21 protein-coding genes and 1 pseudogene are annotated in these 18728 nt (G+C 51.0%); 17 read left to right on the top strand and 5 right to left on the bottom strand.

Going from position 1 to position 18728, the window contains the following annotated elements:
- Positions 1-84: 84 nt before the first annotated feature.
- The 6 genes and pseudogenes from MKZ32_RS08280 to MKZ32_RS08255 all read left to right on the top strand — a co-directional run bounded on the left by MKZ32_RS08280 (position 85) and on the right by MKZ32_RS08255 (position 3991).
- Positions 85-877 (top strand): IS5 family transposase gene (locus MKZ32_RS08280; RefSeq protein WP_239796113.1). Its coding sequence is split into 2 segments (ribosomal slippage): positions 85-356 and positions 355-877, totalling 795 coding nucleotides; the frame shifts between segments, so codons are not numbered across the junction.
- Positions 878-886: 9 nt separating this feature from the next.
- A pseudogene (locus tag MKZ32_RS08275) lies at positions 887-1312 on the top strand (Tn3 family transposase); the annotation flags it as partial.
- Between the two features lie 170 nt (positions 1313-1482).
- Entirely contained in the window at positions 1483-2094 is a 612-nt protein-coding gene (locus MKZ32_RS08270; protein ID WP_239796846.1) for a DUF2239 family protein, read from the top strand.
- A gap of 49 nt (positions 2095-2143) precedes the next feature.
- Complete coding sequence (locus MKZ32_RS08265) at positions 2144-2512, top strand: GIY-YIG nuclease family protein (RefSeq protein WP_239796845.1); 369 nt, start codon at positions 2144-2146, stop codon at positions 2510-2512.
- On the top strand, positions 2509-2940 hold the full coding sequence (locus MKZ32_RS08260) for a MarR family winged helix-turn-helix transcriptional regulator (protein ID WP_239796844.1): 432 nt from the start codon (positions 2509-2511) through the stop codon (positions 2938-2940). Before MKZ32_RS08265 ends, MKZ32_RS08260 begins: the two co-directional genes overlap by 4 nt.
- Positions 2941-3088: 148 nt before the next feature.
- On the top strand, positions 3089-3991 hold the full coding sequence (locus MKZ32_RS08255; protein WP_239796843.1) for an alpha/beta fold hydrolase: 903 nt from the start codon (positions 3089-3091) through the stop codon (positions 3989-3991).
- 479 nt (positions 3992-4470) lie between these two features.
- Here the strand turns inward: MKZ32_RS08255 and MKZ32_RS08250 are convergent, their stop codons facing one another.
- The gene (locus MKZ32_RS08250; RefSeq protein WP_239796842.1) at positions 4471-4950 is read right to left on the bottom strand and encodes a hypothetical protein; all 480 of its coding nucleotides are present in this window, start codon (positions 4948-4950) and stop codon (positions 4471-4473) included.
- Between the two features lie 163 nt (positions 4951-5113).
- Between MKZ32_RS08250 and MKZ32_RS08245 the strand changes: the two genes are divergently transcribed.
- Both MKZ32_RS08245 and MKZ32_RS08240 read left to right on the top strand, forming a co-directional pair.
- Positions 5114-6520, top strand: a complete 1407-nt coding sequence (locus MKZ32_RS08245; protein ID WP_239796841.1) for an aminotransferase-like domain-containing protein — start codon at positions 5114-5116, stop codon at positions 6518-6520.
- A gap of 247 nt (positions 6521-6767) precedes the next feature.
- Positions 6768-8210 carry a DNA sulfur modification protein DndB gene (locus tag MKZ32_RS08240; protein ID WP_239796840.1) on the top strand — a complete coding sequence of 481 codons (1443 nt, stop codon included), beginning with the start codon at positions 6768-6770 and terminating at the stop codon, positions 8208-8210.
- Between the two features lie 121 nt (positions 8211-8331).
- On the opposite strand, the gene MKZ32_RS08235 is transcribed toward MKZ32_RS08240, so the two are convergent.
- Both MKZ32_RS08235 and MKZ32_RS08230 read right to left on the bottom strand, forming a co-directional pair.
- Positions 8332-9399, bottom strand: a complete 1068-nt coding sequence (locus MKZ32_RS08235; protein WP_239796839.1) for an alkene reductase — start codon at positions 9397-9399, stop codon at positions 8332-8334.
- A gap of 56 nt (positions 9400-9455) precedes the next feature.
- Complete coding sequence (locus tag MKZ32_RS08230) at positions 9456-9908, bottom strand: DoxX family protein (protein WP_239796838.1); 453 nt, start codon at positions 9906-9908, stop codon at positions 9456-9458.
- A 214-nt stretch (positions 9909-10122) separates the two neighbouring features.
- Between MKZ32_RS08230 and MKZ32_RS08225 the strand changes: the two genes are divergently transcribed.
- The 7 genes from MKZ32_RS08225 to MKZ32_RS08195 all read left to right on the top strand — a co-directional run bounded on the left by MKZ32_RS08225 (position 10123) and on the right by MKZ32_RS08195 (position 16875).
- On the top strand, positions 10123-10275 hold the full coding sequence (locus MKZ32_RS08225) for a hypothetical protein (protein WP_239796837.1): 153 nt from the start codon (positions 10123-10125) through the stop codon (positions 10273-10275).
- A gap of 116 nt (positions 10276-10391) precedes the next feature.
- Positions 10392-12767, top strand: coding sequence for an ATP-binding protein (locus MKZ32_RS08220; protein WP_239796836.1), 2376 nt, complete (start codon positions 10392-10394; stop codon positions 12765-12767).
- 45 nt (positions 12768-12812) lie between these two features.
- Complete coding sequence (locus MKZ32_RS08215; RefSeq protein WP_239796835.1) at positions 12813-13748, top strand: diguanylate cyclase domain-containing protein; 936 nt, start codon at positions 12813-12815, stop codon at positions 13746-13748.
- Between the two features lie 2 nt (positions 13749-13750).
- Positions 13751-14839: a lipocalin family protein gene (locus MKZ32_RS08210; RefSeq protein ID WP_239796834.1), complete on the top strand. Its 1089-nt coding sequence runs from the start codon at positions 13751-13753 to the stop codon at positions 14837-14839.
- Positions 14840-14966: 127 nt separating this feature from the next.
- The gene (locus tag MKZ32_RS08205) at positions 14967-16274 is read left to right on the top strand and encodes a hypothetical protein (protein ID WP_239796833.1); all 1308 of its coding nucleotides are present in this window, start codon (positions 14967-14969) and stop codon (positions 16272-16274) included.
- An 11-nt stretch (positions 16275-16285) separates the two neighbouring features.
- Entirely contained in the window at positions 16286-16696 is a 411-nt protein-coding gene (locus MKZ32_RS08200; RefSeq protein ID WP_239796832.1) for a type 2 periplasmic-binding domain-containing protein, read from the top strand.
- Positions 16697-16722: 26 nt separating this feature from the next.
- Entirely contained in the window at positions 16723-16875 is a 153-nt protein-coding gene (locus tag MKZ32_RS08195; RefSeq protein WP_239796831.1) for a hypothetical protein, read from the top strand.
- A gap of 74 nt (positions 16876-16949) precedes the next feature.
- Here the strand turns inward: MKZ32_RS08195 and MKZ32_RS08190 are convergent, their stop codons facing one another.
- Together MKZ32_RS08190 and MKZ32_RS08185 are read right to left on the bottom strand one after the other, a co-directional pair.
- Positions 16950-17372, bottom strand: a complete 423-nt coding sequence (locus MKZ32_RS08190) for a type II toxin-antitoxin system VapC family toxin (protein WP_239796830.1) — start codon at positions 17370-17372, stop codon at positions 16950-16952.
- A complete protein-coding gene (locus MKZ32_RS08185) occupies positions 17369-17620 on the bottom strand; it encodes a type II toxin-antitoxin system Phd/YefM family antitoxin (RefSeq protein ID WP_239796829.1) in 252 nt (83 codons plus the stop codon). The genes MKZ32_RS08190 and MKZ32_RS08185 overlap by 4 nt, the downstream gene beginning before the upstream one ends.
- A gap of 331 nt (positions 17621-17951) precedes the next feature.
- Here MKZ32_RS08185 and MKZ32_RS08180 point away from each other — a divergent pair, with 331 nt between their 5' ends.
- Together MKZ32_RS08180 and MKZ32_RS08175 are read left to right on the top strand one after the other, a co-directional pair.
- A complete protein-coding gene (locus MKZ32_RS08180) occupies positions 17952-18251 on the top strand; it encodes a type II toxin-antitoxin system Phd/YefM family antitoxin (RefSeq protein ID WP_239796828.1) in 300 nt (99 codons plus the stop codon).
- Positions 18251-18568, top strand: coding sequence for a type II toxin-antitoxin system RelE/ParE family toxin (locus MKZ32_RS08175; RefSeq protein ID WP_239796827.1), 318 nt, complete (start codon positions 18251-18253; stop codon positions 18566-18568). Before MKZ32_RS08180 ends, MKZ32_RS08175 begins: the two co-directional genes overlap by 1 nt.
- Positions 18569-18728 lie beyond the last annotated feature (160 nt).

The raw sequence follows: 18728 nt of genomic DNA, 5'->3' as shown, positions 1-18728 counted from the left end.
GCGCAAAATTTGCACCCTGTCTGGACACCACCGCACGCGTAAGAGCCTGTTCACGATCTTGCTGAAATCCGAGACAATGTCCGAATGCGCAAGAAAAAATACCCAAGCGACATCAGCCGCGAGCAGTTCGAGCAAATTAGGCCCTTGCTGGAAGGGGCGCGCAAGCGTACCAAGCCCCGCACGGTGGACTTATATGAGGTCTGGAGCGCGGTACTGTACCTGCTCAAGAGCGGCTGCCAGTGGCGAATGCTACCGAGGGAGTTTCCGAAATGGCGCACGGTGCACTCCTACTTTGCCAAGTGGAGTGAGCAGGACGAGGAAGGAATGAGCCTGCTGGAGCGGGCGTTAAAAAAATCAAGTTGGCGTGGCCCGTACGAGACAGGGGCGCAACGCACAGCCGACGCTATTGATTGTGGACGCGCAGAGCGTGAAAAACACGGACACGGCGGGTCAGAAGGGTTATGACGCAGGCAAGAAGATCTCTGGAATCAAGCGCCACATTGCGGTGGATACCCAAGGACTACCGCATGCAGTTGCGGTGACCACCGCTGAGGTCACTGATCGGAAAGGTATCTTGCAGGCGATGGCACGGTGCAAACCAGGCCTTGCGCAGGTACAACGTATTCTGGCTGACGGTGGTTATGTAGGTCGACCATTTGCGTTGGCAGTCGATGAAATACTGGGGGCATCGGTGCAGATCGCCAAGCGCAACGAACTGCACACCTTCGCCGTCATCCCAAAGCGTTGGGTGGTTGAGCGCAGCTTCGCCTGGTTGGAGAAATGCAGACGGCTATGGAAGAACTGCGAACGCAAACTCAATACCAGCCTGCAATTCATCCACCTTGCCTTCCTGGTTCTGCTGCTGCGAAGATCGTGAACAGGCTCTAAGGCCCTTTTCGATTATGACAAGCTGATCCGCACGATCTACACGCTGCGCTACTTGCGCGACCCTCAATTGCAGCGTGATGTCCACCGCTCGGAAAACCGCATTGAGTCCTACCACCAGCTGCGCTCCACCATCGCCCAGGTCAACGGTAAAAAGGAACTTACCGGACGTACCGACCTGGACGTGGACATCAGCAACCAGTGTGGCCGGCTGATTGCCAATGTGGTAATCGCTTACAACTCGATGCTGCTGTCGGGACTGCTTGGCCGGTGTCTGGCAACGGGGAACGACAAGGCATTGGATTTACTCAGACGGATTTCACCGGCGGCGTGGCAGCACCTGCATTTTCTTGGGCACTATGCCTTCAGAGACAAGCGCAATCTGATTGATTTGGAGGCTGTTTTGGCGGGGATTGACTGGGAGTAGTCGCCGGTTCTGGAGCGCTTGACAACTTTCGCCGGATTGGGATTTCAACCCATGGCAGTACCGATGCGCCAGTCACAGAAGCACCATGGCTAAAATTTAACCCGGGTATTATTGACGCGGCAATTTAACCCGGGTATTATTGGCTCATCCAATTCAAGCCAAATCTCACCGTGATTGATACCGCTACGCCTTCCTACACCAGCTTCAACGGCCACAAGCGCATCGCCTCTTGCAGCTTGCCGGTCAATGCATTGGCTGTGAAACACGCTCTGGCATCCGGCGCACCCAGTCCGCTGCTGACCTTCTGCGACCAGACTGGTCAAGTTGTCGAGATCGACATTCGAGGAAGCGATGCCGAGATGTTTGCACGTCTACCTCCAGAGGGGTGCCAGCCTCAAGGAAACGAATCGGCACTGATCGATTCCGGGGAATCTGGTGAGCCACGTGGCCGTGGCCGGCCAAAGCTTGGGGTTGTCGCGCGAGAAGTCACGCTACTGCCGCGCCACTGGGATTGGTTGGCTGCACAGCCAGGCGGTGCATCGGTGACTTTACGGAAACTGGTTGATGAGGCACGCCGGGCCAACGTGGACCGAGACCGGCAACGCCGGGCGAGTGAATGTGCTTACCACTTCATGTCAGTCATGGCTGGTGATATGGCTGGCTTTGAAGAGGCCACGCGCGCGCTGTTCGCAAACGACGCGGCAAAGTTCCGCCAACTGACCGAAGCTTGGCCGGCCGACGTTCGCGATTACGTCAGGTACCTAGCTTATCCACTCCGCTGACAGAAGTGCCATCGCTTGCACCGTGACTCATTTGGAACAAAAAGGATTGATGATGACAAACAGAAAGACGCTGAAACGACAGTACCTGGAGACGAAAACCCGAGCAGGCGTATATGCGATCCGTAACCAGATCACGGGCCGGGCGTTGGTTGCCGGAAGTACGAACGTTCAGGGCACACTCAACCGGCATCGTTTTGAACTGCAGCATGGACAGCATCGCAACGTGAGGCTTGCGCAGGATTGGGTCGAACATGGCGAGACCAACTTTCTCTTCGAAGTACTCGACATGGTCAAACCCAGCGAAGATCCAGCGTTCAATGCCGCACAGGAATTGGAAATGCTGGTTAGCCTGTGGCGCCAAGAAATCCCTTGTCACGGCGAACTCGGCTATGACGAACCGAGGAGGGATCCTCGATGAACACGAATCTCGACTTCTGTTTGGCGCTACATCGTGCCCACGCCAGCCTGCAACTCAAGCTTGACGATGAGTTGGGCACATACCATGGCATCAGTTTCAGCGACTTTGCGCTGCTGAATTTGCTCGCGCAAGCGGACGGTGGTCGGGTAAGCATTCCGGAACTCGTGCGTCCGATTGGTCAGCCTCAATCGGCTGTGCTGCGTCAGTTGATCGTGCTCGAGAAGATTGGCCTCGTGGTGCGCGACGGTGCGAATGGATTTCGTCAGGCCGTGCTTCGCCCGGCCGGGCGTGCGCTGGTGAACGCCGCGCGCGAAACTGCCGATAGCATTTGCACCGGAGCTGTCGAGTCAATCGACTCTGCTGTGGTTGCGACAGTTTCCGCAGTAATGGTAACGCTTGCACGCACGCCAACCTTAGCACTCTCATGAGCAACCGTCTCTGCACCGATTTGTTAGGTACGTGGCTACTTGCATAGCCCGGTGGTGCATCCGTTGTGCAGTAGAGAAGCCGACCAAACGAAATAGCGGAGCGCTCCCAAAAAGCGCACGACGCAAGAACATTTAAAGACCACACGCCATGCCCAAGACTAAAGCGAACGGAATTGAAATTGAATACGATTGTTTTGGCAATAACGACGCGGAAGCTGTTCTGCTGATTTCCGGTCTGGGTACGCAGATGATTCGTTGGAGCGAAACGTTTTGCCAGATATTGGTAGAACAAGGCTACCGCGTGATTCGCTTTGATAATCGTGACGCAGGCCTTTCAACTCACTTCGATAGCGCGTCGATGCCAGATCTCGCTGCAATTGCCGACGCAGTCTCTCGCGGCGAAACGCCCAATGTGCCTTATACGCTGTTCGATATGGCGAACGACGCTGTAAGACTTCTCGATTCGTTGATGATCAAACGAGCGCACGTGGTTGGGAGATCAATGGGCGGCATGATCGCACAACTGGTGGCCAGCGAGCATGCTGACCGCGTTCTATCTCTGGTTTGCATTATGTCGAGTACTGGCAATCGTGATCTGCCGCAGGCCAGCCCAGCAGTGATGGCGGCGATGACATCGCCCGCGCCACATCCTTTGAAAGACGAACAGGGCTATCTCGCACATTGCGTTGCCTTTTCTCAAGTGATTGCCGGGCGAGGCTATCCGTTTGACGAATCCGCTCAACGAGATCAAGCCTTAGCCGAAGTCAAACGAGCATACAACCCAAGCGGGTTTTGGCGGCACATCGCCGCCATCGCAGCAACCGGTGACTTAAGATCACGACTAGCCAACATAAGTGCTCCGACGCTTGTGTTGCATGGGTCAGACGACCCACTAGTTCCCCCGGAAGCTGGGAAGGACGCGGCGGCCAATATTAAAGGAGCCGAACTACTCATCGTCGAGGGAATGGGCCACGATTTTCCACCATCGCTGTTTGGGTTTGTGGCCGGAGTCATCGCAGATAACACACACCGCGCGCGCCAGACCCTTTAACGGCATATTGGCCCTGACGGCGCGCTGCGCCAAGACGGTCAGAAGATGCTGGGACGCTGAGAAAACCGGGGACTCTGAAATTTTCGTGGATTGGGGCGTACAACCCTTATATCCAATCGTGCTTAAAAGGGTAGCATCCCATTTTTAAGAGGAATCTTGGGCCATTTTCTGCTCAACACTATCGGTTGCGATAAACGTACACCAAAGACCATGCACATGCCGTTAATATCCACGAGATGGTTTTAGCAGTGATTGAATTGTTAATTAAATCCATTTGCAGCATGACTGTGAGTGCGCTCATATTGATGGCTATAATCGAACTTAGAATAAAATATGGCAGAAATTTCAACATGGCTATTCATCCTTTCTAATGGCTTACAGGCAGCCATTCTATTAAGATAACCTTCAGTAAAAAAGGTAGTTTTTATATGCAGCGCGCTGCCCCGATAAATACTAAAATAAATTAATTAAACAAAGAATTAAGTGGTTATTTTGGTAGGGGTAGTCATGTTTATTTCCCCATTCTCTTTGTTTGGACGACGATATACCCCTTTCCAAACTTCTCCGATAATTCCTCCAAAATTGGCAGCCTCGACTACCAAAATGAGACAAGGCCCCCAGTAGGCGAGGGGGACTTGGAAAAACAGGTCTGTATCTGTAGAAGAATTGTCGAAATAGGTTAAATAGACAAAACTGATGCAGCGTACAAACAGGGGGGGTAAACAAGCCAACCATTTCCCGCCTAGACCAAAAATCCAGGACACCGCCAACCCCGCGATGAAAGGCACCAAAAATATATCTATCATCCAGGCAAAAGTAAAGGTGGAGATACCCGTAAATATTTCGATATTGACCCCCAGCGCTTTATCTCCCAAATAGTTTATTGCCATGCCAACCAACACAGCAATAAATCCTTTAATATATCGAGAATTCATTTTTATTACTCCTTTTTCAGTCAAACTACACATTTATTTTTAAAATTTTTCAAGGTGCCTCTTGTTTGAGAGATGTTTTGTACTCATCCCTATCTCTCAGCCCTTACATTACAGGACAATAATCTGACAATACAGGTACAGTTATTTTTATATTTTACCCACCTGTACCGGTTCATTAACCATGCCAATGTTAAGTTTAGATTCAAATGATCCTTTACCGCTGATTGACCAGATCGCCAATGCCGTCAAAAAAATGATAGACGACAGGGCGATTCGGTCGGGCGCGCGCATGCCTTCGATTCGAAGTTTCGCTCAAAACCATGGGATAAGCCGCTTCACGGTCGTCCAGGCATATGACAAGCTGGTGGCAATGGGATATCTGCATTCGAGGCAAGGTTCTGGTTTTTATGTTTCATCGCGTCCGGCACCACGAGATTCGTCGGAAGCGGCGTACAAACTCGATAGCGTCATAGATGTCGTTTGGCTGTTAAGGAATTCTCTTAAGGATCGTGCCAGCAAGACGATGCCCGGAGCATGGTGGCTTCCAGCCTCATGGATGGTAGAAACAGGCATCAAAAAAAGTTTGAGGGCATTGTCACTGAAAGATGGAGAGTTTCTTACTGCCTATGGCACGCCGGGTGGTTATTTACCGCTGAGGGATCTACTTCAAAGAAGGTTATCCAATATCGGTGTGGTAGCGGACACTTCGCAGATCATCCTGACCACAGGAGTGACGCATGCGATGGATCTGGTAACGCGTTACTTCATACGGCCCGGAGACGCTGTTTTAGTCGATGATCCGGGATATTTCATTCTTTTTGGTGGGCTGAAATCATTTGGCGCCAAAATCGTCGGGGTACCCTGGAACCATGATGGCCCTGATACCTGTGCGATGGAAGCGTTGATCAAAGAACATCATCCCAAGCTCTTTTTTACCAATACGATTTTGCACAACCCAACCGGTGCCAGCATTAGTCAGCCTGTCGCTCATCGCATGCTTCAGCTGGCCGAAAAATACGACTTGATGTTGGTCGAGGATGACATCTATGGCGACTTTCACCCTGCGACAGCAACTCGTCTTGCTACGCTCGACCAGCTCAATCGGGTGATCTATGTAAGCAGCTTCTCGAAATCGGTCTCAGCAAGTCTGCGTGTTGGATATTTTGCATGTAACCGAGAAATCGCAGAGAGCCTCTGTGACGTTAAGCTACTGACAGGTCTTACCACTTCGGAAGTGAGCGAGCGACTGATATATCAGCTCTTGACTGACGGCCATTATCGAAAGCATTTGGATAAGCTTCGAGCAAAATTGCAACTGGCGCGACAAAACACGATTGCAAAACTCGAAAATCTTGGCTTTACACTTTATTGTGAGCCGGAAGGCGGGATGTTCGTTTGGGCAAAATTGAATGATCAAAATAATGCGGCTGAAATTGCAAGCCTCGCTGCAAAAGATGGAATCATGCTCGCCCCCGGAAACATGTTCCGACCGCACCAGGAATCTTCACCTTGGTTCAGGTTTAATGTAGCTCATTGTGGCGACGATGCAACGTTCGAGTTTTTTAAAAATGGCGGATACAACATTGAGGTGTAACTTTTGTAGGTGAATTCAGGTAACGAGCTGTGGATTGATTAAAAAGGTTATAGCACTCCATGCTCTATCTCTCCGATAGATAAAAGAGAGCGCCTTTACGTAACCCCATAGAAATTTATTTATAATTTCTGATTAATGATATCCCTGGAATATTATTAAATATATCCTGGAAATAATATTGACTTTAACCAGGACTATAATTATAGTTGTCCCTGGAATTTAACATAAACAACCCAGGAGATATAAAATGTACCCAGCAAATGCTCAAGGAACACCTTCGCCTTTAACATCGCTTGATAATTTAATAGACGAAGGGGGGACTGCAGACAAGCCAATGAAAGTATTTATTGGGCACAACCTCGGTTTTAGAACATTTGTAATGCATGTCCCCATGCATGAATTCTTTGAAATGTCTGAGGTGGCTAATGATCCAATTAGGGATGGTGAAGCCATTTCTCAACGTAAACTTGATATTACTCACGCTCAAAAATTGGCTTTGTACATATTGAAAGGGTTAGTGACGGCTACGATTACTCGACGCGGAATTGAGAAAAAAACAATTCCCGATAAATTCATTGAAGTACAAACAAACCTTGGAAAACAACCATATCTTTCTTTGCAGCCACTTGTTGTGAATGTCAGAGAGTGTAGCCCTAGCGGTGAGAACCTTCGAGGTATTCGGTTGATTACAACCGACCATGAGACCGCCGCTTTTAAAATTTTTCTTTCGCAAAAGCATGTTTTATGGGTGGTTGATGGGCAGCATCGTAGAAAGGGAATGGAAATGGTATTCCAGTTTCTAGACGAGCTGAGATCCAAGGGAGCTTATCCCAAAAAGGGCAGCCTATTTCAATCTCCATCTCAAGAAATCAGTCCTGACGAAATGGCGTTGTGGGAAGAATGCTTCGTGGTTGCGCGCACTTTTTGCACTATAGTGGTTGAGGTACATCTCGGGCTTGATATTGATCAAGAGCGTCAGCTTTTTCACGATTTGAATCGACTCAGTAAGAAAGTCGAGACCAGCATTGCACTAAGTTTCGATAACTCTAATCCTGTAAATCTGTTTATCAAGGATCGAATCATCAACAATCTAGGCGTCAAAGTGCAAGAACGTGACCAGTCTGATTGGCATACAGATGACGGGAGTGTAACGCGCAAAGATTTGGTGGCTGTAAACGCAATCTTATTCCTTAATAAGACCAATATTGCAAGCGCAATTCCCCCCGAGGTGACTCCAAAGGTAGAGGTTGCTTATCGATTTTGGGAAGCCGTTACAGCCATTTCAGGATTCGGAGAGCCCCAGGCTCGTGAAAAGACCGTGGCCGCTCAGCCAGTTGTTCTTAAAGCTCTCGCGAAGCTTGTGTATGATTTTGCATTCAGTAATCGAAGGCCTGACAATGGTGACGTGATCCTCAATCAAATTTTTGATGGCATTACAGAAGTCGATTTTTCGCATCAGAATCCAATGTGGCAGTATTTTGATATGACTGAGGAGCAGCGTAAAGGTGGCGATTTTGAAGATTTGGCGCTTTATTTGCCAGAGAATGACATTACTGTTAATCGCGACATTGGTAAATTTCAAGGTGGGTTCATGCGCTTTGGTGCCAAGCACAATGACATATATCCAATCATTGGCGATATGATTCGCTGGCGACTTGACCTTCCGATTCGGCATAAGAAAGGTGCGTAAAATAAAGGAAAAAAGACGACGCCACCCTTTTTTCTTTAAAATAAAAGCATCTAAAGTTTAAGTATTTAAGGTTGGTGCTACTCTTAAGGCAAGAATGGCTCCCTCATAGTCATTGCTTGCATTAATAGTCGGTGTATCCTTTTTCTCCCGGCGTATAAAAGGTATTGAAGTCTGGTGAAGCCAAGGGGCTGTCATTGCGTAGTTTTTCCACCAGATCGGGATTGGAGATGAATGGGCGGCCGAATGCGACGAGGTCGCCACGTTGCAAATTGAGATCGATGTTCGCGCGAGTCAAATCATAGCCGCCTGACAAAATGTATTTTCCTTTGAACGTGGCACGTATCTTTGCCTTCAACGCTGGGCTAACTTCCGGTGCGCCCATCGAGCTGTGATCGACAATGTGGATATAAACCAAGCCGATGCTGTTTAATTCGGCGATCAAGCGCTCGTACAACGCGTCCATCTCAGCATCGGGAGTCATTCCGTTGAATACACCATAAGGTGAGATGCGCATACCGATGTGATCTGCACCGATAGCCACGGCGACAGCTTTGGCAACTTCTACGGCGAAGCGAATGCGATTTTCAATACTGCCGCCCCAGCGGTCAGTGCGCTGATTGGAAGCGGAGTTAAGAAATTGATCGATTAAGTAGCCATTCGCCCCATGCAACTCTACTCCATCGAATCCAGCTTCGATCGCCCGCTTGGAGGCAGCTGCATACTCGGCGATAGCCTGAGCAATATCGGCTTCGTTCATTGCAATGGGAACAGGATGCGGTTGCAATCCATTGCTGTCCGTCCACATTTCACCTGGCGTGGCAATGGCGGATGGCGCGAGCACCCTGGCGTTGGCTGGCATATTCGCGGGATGACTAACCCGCCCAGTATGCATCAATTGCATAAATATCTTGCCACCTGCCTGATGTACACCGTCCGTCACTCGCCGCCAGCCTTGTACTTGTGCATCGTTATATATACCTGGAATCCGCGCATAGCCGAGTCCGTTCGGCGATGGCGATGTGCCTTCAGTAATGATGAGTCCGGCTCCGGCACGCAGTCGATAATATTTTTCCATCAGTTCGTTCGGCACATTGCCGATGGCGCGTGAACGCGTTAGTGGTGCCATGACAATGCGGTTCTTCAGTTGCAGTTTGCCTTGCGTGGTGGAGGTGAACAGGGTAGTGGTCATGTTGTTTTTCCTTACTAGATATTTTCTCAATTAAGATACGGGTAAGTGACTCCATGTTAAGAAGCCTGAACCTGTGTTTCCCCATCCAGACTCATACGACCCGCACCAAATAAGGTGAAGGCCATTAATCCGCCTCCCATCGCGAGATTTTTCATAAACATGATCTGTTGCATCGGGTCTGCACCAGAGTGAAACAACACAGCGGAAACGATGCAAAATACCGACAGCGCGAATGCCACCAAGCGGGTCTGAAACCCAAGCAACAACGCCAGTCCACCCCCCATTTCCAGCCCGATCACCAAGGGAAGAAGCTCACCGGGGAGACCGACAGATGCCATATAGGCTTGCGCTCCTGCATAACCCGCTCCCAGCTTGCTGAATCCTGCACCAATGAAGATTACCGACGCTAAAAGTCTGGCGACGAGCGCAAGCGACGCGCTGACCGCGGGTATTGATACCAATTTCACGATATTGCCATTGATCTGCCTGAAAATATTGTTGGTAGTCATGTCATGCTCCTTGTTGGTTTGAAATTATTTGATTCAGGCAAAGTGCCCATTCCTAAAATCATCATTTCCATCACGCCGTCTTTTTGCTCGGGAATTTCAGAATGAATCATTCAAAATAAATCATGTTGACTCCTCAATTGAAGTAATGTGGCTACATCTTAGACGGCTCGAAAAGATAGATAAAGCCATGAAGATGGGATAAGCTGTTCCACAAATGGAACAAAAGAATATCTCCGCTGACGACTATATCCTGTTCGCTACCTTCATCGAAATCTATCCCGAGATACAGCTTGATCTCGATCTATCTTCGAGGCGCGTTGATCTGATCGGCGAACGCTTCGAGCCATTCGCATGTGGGGAACCCTGATGGCTTGGCGGTGAAACTTGTGGCACGATGATGAAACTTTATGCTGAAAGCAGTCATACGCGATCGAATATGCCTGAACATTGTGAACACATCGCTGTAGATAATCGCCCGCACTGATGAAACTGCGCAAACTCTCAATCTGGTTTTCTGTGGGGGTGTTGCTGGTATTGGGCGCAAATATGTTGTGTGTCGTGCTGATTGAGCAGGCGTACAGCAAAATGATGGCCGTGCAAGAGCATCGGCGGCTGTCCATTCAATTGTCCAACGAACTGCAACAAGAGACCGAGCAACTGGCCAGTTTGGTGCGCGCATACACGACCACCGGCGAGTCGCGCTATCTGTTTTATTACTACGACATCCTCGCCGTACGTCAGGGCAAAAAATCCGCGCCTGCCATGTTTAATCCAGCGACTTATTGGGATGATGTGATTGCAGAGCGGGTGCTGCATGTCCTCCCCGAAAAAGTTGAACGCCATGTATTAACGGACAGGATGCGCGCTTTGGGTTTCAACGCACAGGAACTCCAAACACTAACGCAGGTTTTTGCGGCCACCGAGGCCATGAAACAAACCGAACAGATCGCTTTTGCCGCTACACAAGGGCTTTATGACCCAGACAAACGCGCATTCGTTTCCGAAGGGACTCCCCGCCTCGACTTTGCCAGCAAGCTGGTTTACAGCCAGACTTATAACGGGCTGAAAGCCAATTTGGCACACGCTGTAGAGGGGCTGAAGGAACAAGTCAGCAAGCGCACCCAGGGCGAGGTCGAGCAAGCAACCGCACACTTGCAGCGGCTCATTATGGTTTTGCTGGCAAGCATGGCGGTCACCATCGGTCTGGTTGGGTTAGCCTTTAATACCGTGCGTCGCCAGGTATTAAAGCCGATCGAACGACTCAAACTGTCTGCTGACCGATTGTCAGCAGGTAACTACACCAGCCGCACCCGACTGGATTCGGCACGGGACTCAGAGGTAGATGAGCTGGCCGTGTTGAGCGAGACGTTTGACAGTATGGCGCAATCAATTGAAGCTGATATCAGCCGTCGCCAAACCGTACAGTTGGCATTGGAAAAAGCGCGCAATCAAGCCGAGAATGCGACCAAGATCAAATCCATGTTTTTGGCTACGATGAGCCATGAAATCCGCACGCCCATGAACGCTATTCTTGGTATGGCTTACTTAGCGCTAAAAACAGACCTGAATGCGCGTCAACGCGATTATATTTCCAAGGTGCATAACGCTGCCAAGATGTTGATGGACATCATCAACAACGTCCTGGATTTTTCCAAGATTGAAGCTGGTAAGCTGGAGCTGGAACAAAATCGCTTTCTGGTTGAGGAGGTGGTTTCCAACGCCCTGGCCTTGTTGCAGCAACGCGCTTACGAAAAAGAAGTGGAATTATTGTTCGAAGTGGACACCCCACATTTGCTGGATGAAGGGGGCGCTTTAGTTGGGGATGCGCTGCGCCTAGGGCAAATCCTCATCAACCTGTTATCCAACGCCATCAAATTTACGCATAGCGGTCATGTCAAATTGACGCTGGGTATCGACGCACAAGATGCCGAATCGATGACACTACGCTTTACCGTGAGCGATACGGGTATCGGCATGACGGCGGAACAGATAGAACACTTGTTTCAAGAGTTCATCCAGGCGGATGGCTCCACCACGCGAAAATATGGGGGGACGGGCTTGGGACTGGTGATTGCCAAGCGTTTTGTCGAGCTGATGGGCGGGCGCATCTGGGTGGAAAGCAAACCAGATGCAGGTTCGTGCTTTATCTTTACCGCCCATCTGTTGCGCGCGCAACAGGGCACGGCTCCCCCAGCGAGCTTGTCCGGCGTACAGACCCTGCGCGTTTTGGTCGTGGACGATCAACCTGAAGCGCGCATGGTGCTGGTCAAAATGCTGCATCATCTTGGCGTGGGTGAAACACCGGGAGCTGGCATCGACAGTGCTGAAAACGGGCAGGTTGCGCTAGAGATGATTGCCCAGGCACAGCAACAAAACCGCCCCTATCATCTGCTGATGTTGGACTGGGTCATGCCCGACATGGATGGCGAACAAGTTTTGCGCAGTCTGCACGCACAACCTCCAGCCAACCAGCCTTTACCGGTCGTCGTCTCCGCTTACGATACGGATGTCATGCACGACACCGTCTTGAGATTGAATGCTCATCTATTCCTGTCCAAACCTGTATTGCCTGAGGCGCTACGACATTTACTCAAGGGCCTGTCGGAGCATGCGCCCGCATCGCCGCCGCATGAACCAAGCGCACAGCCAGAGACTGTCACACTACCAGGCCAATGGCCAGACTGTTTGCCCCAACTCAGAATATTGCTGAGAGAATGCAATGTTGAGGCGGCAGATTTATGGCAGGCCCACAAGCCCGCATTTGAAAGCTTGCTGCCAGTGCAAACCGTACATCGCATCTCGGTGGCACTGGATAATTTTGATTTTGATATTGCCCTGGCCTTGTTGCCGGAAACTTGAAACTTTAAAACCCTGAAACTTTATAACATAGCGGAGTACAGCCCCATGTTTGCCAAAACCAAACGCGCGACTATCTTGCTGGTGGACGATGTGCCCGCCAACCTGAGCGTGTTGAGCAGCATCTTGCGCGAGGATTACCGTGTCCAGTTGGCGACCAGCGGCGCCAAAGCCCTGGCGCTGGTTGCGGCCAGCTCGCCGGATTTGATTTTGCTGGATGTGATGATGCCGGAGATGGATGGTTATGAAGTCTGCAAACGTCTCAAGGCCAATCCAGACACCTGTGATATTCCCGTGTTGTTCGTCACCGCCCGCAACCAAACCGAAGATGAAGAACTCGGACTGACGCTGGGCGCAATGGACTACATTCATAAGCCGATTAGCCCGCCGATTATCAAAGCACGGGTGCGCAACCACATTGCGCTCAAACTGCAAACCGATGCGTTAAAACGCCTTTCGTTCATGGATGGACTAACTCAGGTCGCCAATCGACGTCGTTTCGACGACACGCTGGGCAACGAGCTGCGGCGTGCGGTACGGCAGCAACATGAATTGTCTTTGCTGATGCTGGATGTGGATTACTTCAAACTGTTTAACGACCACTATGGTCACGGCTTGGGCGATCAATGTTTGATGCGGGTCGCCCAAGCCATGCAGGCCGAAGTGAACCGTCCGATGGATTTGCTAGCGCGTTACGGCGGCGAAGAATTTGTCGTTTTATTACCTGAAACTGATCTGGAAGATGCGCGTAAAGTAGCCGAGTCCTTGCGCGAAACCGTTGCCGCCATGCAGATTCCCCATGCCCACTCACCTGCCGCAGCACATATCACGATCAGCATCGGGGCCGCTTGCAACACCCAGAGCGAAACAAACTTGGAGGCGGAGTTGCTCAAACTGGCTGACCAGGCGCTCTACCTGGCCAAACAATCTGGACGCAATCAGGTAAAATCTTGGCACAAAAATTTTACCCCGAGGAACGTTTAAGCATGCGCACAATCTGGCAAAAGTCACCTTGGCTCATCGTATTAATTTTGGCGCTGTTGGTTTGGAAATACCCACCGTTACTGCCGTGGATACTCTTGGTGGCAGTCATTTTCAAGTGCTGGTTTAGCCCAAAACGCGGTTTGATTGGTCCGGTGATCCTGCCTGCAGACGATGCATTTTTATCCACCGAAGAGGTGCAGTGGTGGTACTGGACGGGCCATCTGGAAACGGAAGACGGCCAGCATTTTGGTTTTGAAGTGGTGTTTTTTACCTTCGATGCTTTCCTGTTCATGCGCGATCAGCTGGTGCAGGCGGCCATCACCGATGTGAACGGCAATCGCTTTGAATTTGAGGAATTTGTCGAATTCAAGCTCCCCAACAAAACCCCCAATGGCTTCAAGCTCAGTGCCGGTGCGAACAACTCCATCACCGCGGTGGGCGGCAATGGCACAGATCACTTGCACAGCGTAGTTGGTGACTACGTGCTGGATATTGACCTGCAATCAACTAAACCGCCCGCGCTGCACTACGGCGGCGACGCGCACCCCTATGTTTTTGGCGGCTACACCTACTACTACTCGCGCACCCACATGGCGACGACTGGCACCTTGAGCATTAAAGGCAAGTCTTACAAAGTCACCGGAACCAGCTGGTTTGACCGCCAGTACGGCGAACTGTTTCAAGCGATCGATAAAGGCTGGCAATGGTTCGCCATCGAACTGGCAGACAACCGCCAAATCATGCTGTTCGATTTCAACGGCGAAGATGTCACGGTAGAAAAATCCGGCTCAATCACAGACGCACAGGGGCTAACCACAAATCTCGCCGCGCATCAATTCGACGTGATCATACTGGGTTACTGGACCAGTCCCACCACTGGCTGCACCTATCCCGCCGGCTGGACGGTGACAATCGGCAGCGAAATCTTCACCGTGCAGCCTGCCGTGCCAGACCAGGAAATTCGCGGCAATCACAACTTCTGGGTCGGCCCGGTGTATTGGGAAGGGGCGTGCACCATCAGCGGCGCAGTAAACGGCCAAGCCTATGTAGAGCTAAATGGCTATTGCAAATGTCCAAAGCCTGGGTATTGAGCAAACCTGCGAAGGAAGAGCCAAAAGGAAAAGCCAAACGGTTATAATTTGCCGCGTTTTAAATAGAACCCTTGAATTCTAAAATCCTGCAACCGCCTTGATCCGCCTCATAATAATGCTAATGGCCATGCAAAAACGGCTTAGAAATAGTGCATGCACGCTTGCCTGCCTCCTGCTCGGCACGGTCAGCTTATCCACGCAAGCAGTCGATTTTTCCCTGTCGGGTTATGGCACGATAGGCTATGCCATCTCCGACAAAGACTACACCTACCAGCGTTACATCAATAACAAAGGCAGCTTCGACCGTGACACCACGTTTGGCGCACAATTAAATGCCCAATTTAATCCCGAATGGAGCGCGACGCTACAAGCCAGAGTAGCGCCGCCCGCACTGCTAAGTGACAGTCAAAACTGGCAACCAACCCTTACTTGGGCATTTTTATCCTACCGTCCAGCTGACGATTGGTTGTTTCGCGTAGGAAAATTACGTATTCCTTTTTACCTGAATTCCGAGAATGCCAATGTAGGCACGACTTACGCCGCGGCTCGCTTGCCGGTTGAGGTTTATGCCTCCGCATCTACGGTGGACTTTATTGGGGCATCGTTCGCCAAGACCTGGCAACTCAACGAGAACGAATTTATTCTTGATGGCTATTGGGGAAATGCCGAGAAGGAATCATGGCGCTTCCATGCGCGTGACCCCGGTAATATCCTCACCCAAAGCGGTGCGGCGGGTGAATTCTTTGCACCCTTGGCGACCGAGTCAAAAGGACTGCGGCTGAGCTTGAATCGCGGCGGAAACACTTTTTTGGCGGGCATGCATTTAGCCAATACCACGGCCCGTAACGGCACCACACTGGGGCCATCGACGTATGTGCCCGCACCGGCTGGGGGTTGCGCACCAATTGGCATTCCGCCGGCATTCATTGGCGACTATTACTGCCCTGCTGCGGACGGCCCATCCAGGATAAAAACCGTTACCACCAATTTAGGTGCCAGCATTGATTTGGGGCACGGCTTTCGCACAATCGGCGAGTATGTCAGACGCAAAAATGAAGGCTCAACCCTTTCTCCCGACAGCAAAGGCTTTTACCTGAGCCTGCAGAAAGAAATCGGTAACTGGACACCCTACCTGACCTACGCCAAGCTAATCACGAAAAACCGCGACCTGTATCAGGCGATAAATGGCGTCCAGACGATTATCCCGGCGGTTAACGCTTTGGAGCGCAACCTGGCCGATACGATGGTGGTGTATGACCAAAACACATGGGCGCTCGGCACCGCCTACTCGCTTGGCATCAACAGCAAAATCAAGGCTGAATGGTCTGTCGTACAGACCGGCATCGCGTCCAGTTTTATTGATGCACCGCCGGGTGGAAAATCCGGCGATCAACGTATCAATGTGTTTTCTCTCTCTTACAACTTTACGTTCTAAGGGAGACAGCCATGATGAAATTCAAACTCAAGCTGATCTCCGCGCTACTGGCGCTTGCGATAGGTGAGGCGCATGCGGAGAACGTAGTTGTTATCGGCCATGCGGGTTTAAGTAAGTTGAATGCGAATACCGTACAAAGAATATTTACCGGCAAGGTCATCGAAGTTGATGGCATGCATGTCACGGCGGTGAATCACAAGGCAGGCGCAGTGCGTGATCGTTTCTTGCAGCGCTACCTGAATCAGAAAGATGACAAATACACAGCTTATTGGACGGTGCGCCGCTTCATCGGTAAGGGTATTCCGCCAAAAGAGCTATCGAGTGCCGCCGAAGTCATTAGCTTTGTCCAAACCACACCCGGCGCTATTGGGTATATCGATGAAAACGAATTGAAGCCGGACTTGAACGTGGTAAGCCGTTAAGGCAAATACGAGAGAGGAAAATAGACATGGCAAATCGCAAACCCTTGATTGACGAAGACGGGGAGGTCCGTGAACTAACCGCCGAAGATATGGCGAAATTTAGGTCGACCACTGAAGTGTTGCCACTGTCCCTGAGAAAGAAACTAGGCGTGCGTGGCCCTCAAAAAGCACCGACTTAAAGAGCGCATCACCATGCGGTTGTCGCGAGAAGTGGTAGAGCAATTCCGCGAACGACGGCTTCACTCCGACGGATTTACAACGCCCAAGGATTAAACACTTGCGGGTACATCGCGAAATCCTGCACGTAACGGGTGACCACGGTGAAGCCGTGGCATTGGGCAGTGGCCATGAGCAGGCCGTCCATCACCGGCATGGGCTGTCCAGTCAGTTCGGAGTGTGCGGTGATTTGCGCCCATACGTGAAGGGCAGCGGCATTGAGCGGCAGGATGCGCCCAGCAAAGCGCTGCTCCACCTTACCCAGCCAAGCAGTGAGTTTCTGGCTGCGGTGCGGGTCATTTGCGCGTAGTTTGAGGATGCCTTTTTCGATTTCACCCAGCGTGATGACGCTGATGAACAGGCTGGTTTCGTCTTGTTCATCCAGCCAGGCGATAACTTTCGGTGTGGGGGCCTTTTTGGCGTATTCGGAAAGCGCGCAGGTATCCAGCAGCCAGCTCATAGATCGATGTCGCGCCCGGCGTCGCGGCTGCGGGAAATATCCAGATCTTCGGCTGCGAGATCGGGACGCAGCAGTGCGCTGGAGAGCTTGGTTCGGTGGCGGGTGAGTCGAGCGTATTCTTCAGCCGAAACAATTACCGCCGTGGGTTTTCCGTGCACCGTAACTACTTGGGCATCGCCACTCACCGCCTCCTTGATAAGCTGACTGAAGTTGCCTTTCGCTTTTTGCAGTTGCCATTCCCTATGCATGATGTCCTCCGTTAATACTGGCGTTAATTCTGGCCAGACTGGACAGAATTTAGCACAAGGCATGCGGGTTGGCTATGGGTAACTTCAATGGACTTTCATTTCGACCAAGGTGAAAAATCTTGTAGGGCGGCGCAGGTGATGTCCGGCGTGGCAAAGGCGTGGTTGGTGAGAGGAGGATTTGGGACCGAGCCGTTGCAAGGGCAATAGAACCGAGCAAGCGGGCATTTGTTCGCGAGTGGATTGGTACATTGGCGCGATGTCTAGCATTGACCGCTGCGAAAATAATGGTCACAATTCGGCATCTTATTTAGTGCCTATTGGAGACAAAATCATGGAACAATTATTGGCTAATCGTTCGGTTAGCATCACTGAACTTAAACGCAGCCCCAGCGCCATTATCGAGCAAGCGGGCGATGAAGCGGTTGCCGTGTTGAATCATAATCGCCCGGCGGCGTATTTGGTTCCGGCGGCACTGTATATGCGTCAGATGGAGGCATTGGACACAGCAACTTTGCGCGAAGCGATTGCGATTAGCCGACGCGACCAGCAACCGCCAATTTCAGCTGAACAAATGTTCGCCGAAATGAATGCAGCAATTGATCAGGTGGCCATTGAACAAGCCAGCGCGTAATGGCGAAGACGGCACAACTGGAGTTTGCCAAATGGGCGCGCAAAGATTTGTTGGAAATTGCCCGTTACATTGCTCGCGACAACCCGCAACGCGCCCGTGGTTTTATGAATGAACTGCGCCTGCAATGCACGTTGTTGGTGGAACAACCGGGGCTGGGAGTCGCCAGGCCAGACTTGGCCGAAGACTTGCGCCAGCTTCCGTATGAGCGATATTTGATTTCCTTTTCTTTTCTGAAACTGATTCTGTCATCCTGGTCGAGCGGGTGCTGCACAGTGCGCGCAATCTTCCCCAGCAGTTTGAATAGCCAATTTAGCTAGATCTGCCCCCTTTTGTGCAACTTTTTTCTGCAATGCGCGCAGTGACTCGACCATGACAAAGGAATGGGGTTAACATTCCGGCATGACATCGGCGCATTACCAAGGAGTGGATCGCCACTTGAACATAACTGAAGGCAGCCTGGAGCGTATTCGTGAGGTT

It is taken from the genome of Candidatus Nitrotoga arctica (genome assembly GCF_918378365.1).
Taxonomy (GTDB): domain Bacteria; phylum Pseudomonadota; class Gammaproteobacteria; order Burkholderiales; family Gallionellaceae; genus Nitrotoga; species Nitrotoga arctica.
This window is presented reverse-complemented; position numbering and strand designations above follow the sequence as displayed.

Excerpts from the sequence above, each read along its gene's own strand:
- MKZ32_RS08265 (WP_239796845.1), top strand. The coding sequence starts at position 2,144 with ATGATGACAAACAGAAAGACGCTGAAACGACAGTACCTGGAGACGAAA.
- MKZ32_RS08260 (WP_239796844.1), top strand. The coding sequence starts at position 2,509 with ATGAACACGAATCTCGACTTCTGTTTGGCGCTACATCGTGCCCACGCC.
- MKZ32_RS08255 (WP_239796843.1), top strand. The coding sequence starts at position 3,089 with ATGCCCAAGACTAAAGCGAACGGAATTGAAATTGAATACGATTGTTTT.
- MKZ32_RS08245 (WP_239796841.1), top strand. The coding sequence starts at position 5,114 with ATGTTAAGTTTAGATTCAAATGATCCTTTACCGCTGATTGACCAGATC.
- MKZ32_RS08240 (WP_239796840.1), top strand. The coding sequence starts at position 6,768 with ATGTACCCAGCAAATGCTCAAGGAACACCTTCGCCTTTAACATCGCTT.
- MKZ32_RS08235 (WP_239796839.1), bottom strand. The coding sequence starts at position 9,399 with ATGACCACTACCCTGTTCACCTCCACCACGCAAGGCAAACTGCAACTG.
- MKZ32_RS08230 (WP_239796838.1), bottom strand. The coding sequence starts at position 9,908 with ATGACTACCAACAATATTTTCAGGCAGATCAATGGCAATATCGTGAAA.
- MKZ32_RS08225 (WP_239796837.1), top strand. The coding sequence starts at position 10,123 with ATGGAACAAAAGAATATCTCCGCTGACGACTATATCCTGTTCGCTACC.
- MKZ32_RS08220 (WP_239796836.1), top strand. The coding sequence starts at position 10,392 with ATGAAACTGCGCAAACTCTCAATCTGGTTTTCTGTGGGGGTGTTGCTG.
- MKZ32_RS08215 (WP_239796835.1), top strand. The coding sequence starts at position 12,813 with ATGTTTGCCAAAACCAAACGCGCGACTATCTTGCTGGTGGACGATGTG.
- MKZ32_RS08210 (WP_239796834.1), top strand. The coding sequence starts at position 13,751 with ATGCGCACAATCTGGCAAAAGTCACCTTGGCTCATCGTATTAATTTTG.
- MKZ32_RS08205 (WP_239796833.1), top strand. The coding sequence starts at position 14,967 with ATGCAAAAACGGCTTAGAAATAGTGCATGCACGCTTGCCTGCCTCCTG.
- MKZ32_RS08200 (WP_239796832.1), top strand. The coding sequence starts at position 16,286 with ATGATGAAATTCAAACTCAAGCTGATCTCCGCGCTACTGGCGCTTGCG.
- MKZ32_RS08195 (WP_239796831.1), top strand. The coding sequence starts at position 16,723 with ATGGCAAATCGCAAACCCTTGATTGACGAAGACGGGGAGGTCCGTGAA.
- MKZ32_RS08190 (WP_239796830.1), bottom strand. The coding sequence starts at position 17,372 with ATGAGCTGGCTGCTGGATACCTGCGCGCTTTCCGAATACGCCAAAAAG.
- MKZ32_RS08185 (WP_239796829.1), bottom strand. The coding sequence starts at position 17,620 with ATGCATAGGGAATGGCAACTGCAAAAAGCGAAAGGCAACTTCAGTCAG.
- MKZ32_RS08180 (WP_239796828.1), top strand. The coding sequence starts at position 17,952 with ATGGAACAATTATTGGCTAATCGTTCGGTTAGCATCACTGAACTTAAA.
- MKZ32_RS08175 (WP_239796827.1), top strand. The coding sequence starts at position 18,251 with ATGGCGAAGACGGCACAACTGGAGTTTGCCAAATGGGCGCGCAAAGAT.